Source organism: Streptacidiphilus carbonis (genome assembly GCF_000787775.1).
GTDB lineage: Bacteria > Actinomycetota > Actinomycetes > Streptomycetales > Streptomycetaceae > Streptacidiphilus > Streptacidiphilus carbonis.
In genome coordinates this window covers 20,046-23,080 of the sequence record NZ_BBPM01000086.1, presented here as the reverse complement: position 1 = coordinate 23,080, position 3,035 = coordinate 20,046, and the positions used below count along the sequence as shown (strand labels likewise).

Here is a 3,035-nt window from a genome sequence, read left to right as displayed (position 1 = left end):
CCGCCGAAGGGCTGGGGGTGCCCGCGAAGGCGGGGATCGCGGCGCTGGTGACCGTGGTCGCGGTGGCCGGCGTGGTGTTCGCGCTGACCGGGAACGACCACAAGCCCAAGCCCAAGCCGCCGCAGGCCGCGCGGCCGTCGGCGGTGAAGGTGGTGCCGAGGCCGACCCCGCCCGCGCCCCGGCCGACTCCGACGCCGCCCCCGGCGGCCCCGGCGGCGGTGGTGGTTCCGGCAGCGAAGCCGGCTCCCAGGCCGACGGTGCGGCCGCAGCCGAAGCCGGCACCGGTGGTCAAGGCGTCGCCGAAGCCCCGGCCGAAGCCGACTCCCAAGCCCACGCCGAAGCCGAAGCCCATTCCGACTCCCCCGGCTGCCCCGGCTGACTACTACGTGGACGCCCTGCCCTACGCCGGGATCGGGGCCACCAACGGGCCCAGCGTCGTTCCCGACGCCTCCAGCTGGCTCTGGCAGCGGAGCAACGGGGTCCGGGTCGGCGGCACGTCGTATGCGCGTGGCATCACCGTTCGCGCGCCGTCCTCGGTGACCATCGGCCTCAACCGCGGGTGCAGCGAGTTCGCCGCGGACGCCGGGGTCGACGACATGACGTGGGGACTGGGCGCGGTCCGCTTCTCGGTGCTGGACGGGGACACCGGCCGGACGCTGTGGAGCTCCGGGGTGGTCCGGGGAGGCCAGCCGGCCGTGCCGGTCAGCGTGCCGCTGACCGGCGTCTCGGCGATCCGGTTGGTCACCGTGCCGGCACCATGGTCGCTCATCGCCAATGTCGCCGACTGGGCCGATGCCAGGTTCACCTGCCACTAGCGGTTTCTGACCGCTTTTCGGGTGCGGACCGTAGACGGCTTGTCGCGCAGTGCCCCGCGCCCCTGACGGGTCTGCAACTGGCCCGGTTGCACTCGTTCAGGGGCGCGGGGAACTGCGCGACAAGCCACAGACCCCGGTCAGACCGCGCAGCTACCGTCGTCGCAGCTGCCAGCCGCTTCCTCGGACACGCCCTCCGAGGCGGAGGCCGCCGCCTGCTCCAGGGCCCGGAGGAACGTCGAGGTCTCCTGCGCGCCCTGGACCGCCCACTTCTCGTCGATGACGAAGGTGGGGACGGAGCTGACGCCGATCGCGTGGGCGTGGTCGAGCTCGGCCCTGACCTCACCGCTGCCCTCGCCGGAGGCGAGGAACGCGGTGACGCGGGCGCGGTCGAGTCCGGCTGCCACGGCGACGTCGATGAGCGCGGCGTGGTCGCCCACGTCGACGCCGTCGGTGAAGTGCGCCGCGAGCAGCTTCTCCTTCAGCGTGTGCTGCACCGGGAGGCCGTACTCGGTGGCGGCCAGCCACAGCAGGCGGTGTCCGTCGAAGGTGTTGGTCTCCAGCGCCGCGTCGAAGTCGTAGGTGATGCCGTCGGCCGCGCCGAGCGCGGCGACCCGGTCGTCCATCGCGCGGGACTGCGGCCCGTAGCGCTGGTCCAGCCACGCACGGTGCGGAACCGCCTGCTCCGGGGCGTCGGGGACCAGCTGGTACGGGCGGTAGACCACCTCGACGGGCTGGTTGAAGGCGCCGAGCGCGCGCTCGAAGCGGCGCTTGCCGATGTAGCACCAGGGGCAGGCGATGTCGCTGTAGATCTCGATCTTCATGGGGTTCCTCTTGTCTGCGGCGTCAGGTGTCGGAACCGATGTCCTCCGTCTGGTATTCCGCCGGGCTCGCGGGGACGACCAGGACCGGGCAGGCGGAGTGGTGGATCACGGCGGTGGCGACGGAGCCCAGCAGCAGCCGTTCGAAGCCCCCGTTGCCGCGGGCCCCGACGACCAGGGTGCGGTGCGCGGCCGACACCCGGAGCAGGGCGTCGACGGCGCTGCCGAGCATGACGTGTACGGTCACCGCAGGCAGCGGCGGGTGGTTGGCCCGGACCGCGTCGATCGCTCGCAGGGCGACCTGGCCCATGCTCTCGAACAGTCGGTCGACACTGTCCTCGGTGAGGTTGGCCATCCCCGGCGGGTACCCGGCCGGGGCCGGGTCGACGGCGGAGACGACGTAGAGCGGCAGCCGGTGCGCGACAGCCTCGGCGAAGGCGCGGTCGAGGGCCCACACCGAGCCGTCCGAGCCGTCGAGTCCGACCAGGACGCCGGGCGGGCCGTCCGGGGGCTCGTGCAGCACCGGCACCGGGCCGGTCCGCACCGCGGCCGTGCGCCCCGGGACGGCGTGGGTCGGACCGACGTGCGCCGGGCCGGTATGGACCGGACCGGTGTGGATGGGACCGCTGTGGATGGGCAGGGGGACCGGACCGGAGTGACCGGGCACGGGGCGGGCGGGGCTGCTGCGGGGCATGCCTCATGCTTGCGCCTGCGCGGCTGGGCGGGGCTACGGCACGCCGATGGGGTCCAGGCCGCCGATGGCGCGGCGTTCGGCCAGCGGCATCCCGGTCCAGCAGGAGCCCTGGCGGGCGTGCAGACGGCGCAGCCAGAGCTCGGTGGAGACCACGGCGGCCAGTCCGTCCAGCGGGACCGGCCGGTCCCGCGCGGCGTTGTGCAGCGCCTTGCGGAAGGCCCGGGCGTCCAGCAGGCCGAGGTCGGCGAGCAGCGGCGCGGCGAAGATCCGGTCCAGGGCGTTCAGCGCCCGGCGCAGCCCTTCGCGGACGCCTGCGGCGGCGGAGTAGGGGTCCGGCGGCGTGCTTCCCCAGCCGGGCACGGACTCGGCGCCCGCCCCCGCCAGCACGCTGCGCAGGATGGCGTGCCTGGAACCGGGCTGGACCCGGGCCGAGGGCGGCACCAGGCCGCAGGCCCGGATCACCTGGCTGTCGAGATACGGGGCGTGCAGGCGCTGCCCGTGCGCCTCTTCGGCGATCTGGGTGAGCACCCGGAACTCGGCGGCCTGCCGGTGCAGGGCAAGGCGTGCGCGACGTTCGCCGGGGCGCTCGTCCGGGGCCGTGCGCCGGGTGGCCAGCCGCAGCCGCACCGAGACCGCGGAGAGCGCGTCGTCGGTCAGCCAGCGCGCGGCCGGACCCGGGTCGCACCAGCTGAGCGACTGGATGGAGGC

4 protein-coding genes and 1 pseudogene are annotated in these 3,035 nt (G+C 74.6%); 1 reads left to right on the top strand and 4 read right to left on the bottom strand.

Annotated features, from left to right (window positions below):
* Positions 1–352 (bottom strand): annotated as a pseudogene (locus TR46_RS45200) (hypothetical protein); the annotation flags it as partial.
* 34 nt (positions 353–386) lie between these two features.
* Between TR46_RS45200 and TR46_RS42885 the strand changes: the two are divergent.
* Complete coding sequence (locus tag TR46_RS42885) at positions 387–815, top strand: NPCBM/NEW2 domain-containing protein (protein ID WP_052433382.1); 429 nt, start codon at positions 387–389, stop codon at positions 813–815.
* A gap of 137 nt (positions 816–952) precedes the next feature.
* Here TR46_RS42885 and TR46_RS35205 read toward each other — a convergent pair whose 3' ends face one another.
* From TR46_RS35205 to TR46_RS35195, 3 genes are all read right to left on the bottom strand, one after another.
* Positions 953–1,636 carry a DsbA family oxidoreductase gene (locus TR46_RS35205; protein ID WP_042410554.1) on the bottom strand — a complete coding sequence of 228 codons (684 nt, stop codon included), beginning with the start codon at positions 1,634–1,636 and terminating at the stop codon, positions 953–955.
* 22 nt (positions 1,637–1,658) lie between these two features.
* Positions 1,659–2,327, bottom strand: coding sequence for a universal stress protein (locus tag TR46_RS35200; protein ID WP_052433381.1), 669 nt, complete (start codon positions 2,325–2,327; stop codon positions 1,659–1,661).
* Positions 2,328–2,360: 33 nt separating this feature from the next.
* A partial coding sequence (locus TR46_RS35195; RefSeq protein ID WP_042410552.1) for an asparagine synthase-related protein occupies positions 2,361–3,035 on the bottom strand: 675 nt, incomplete at its 5' end.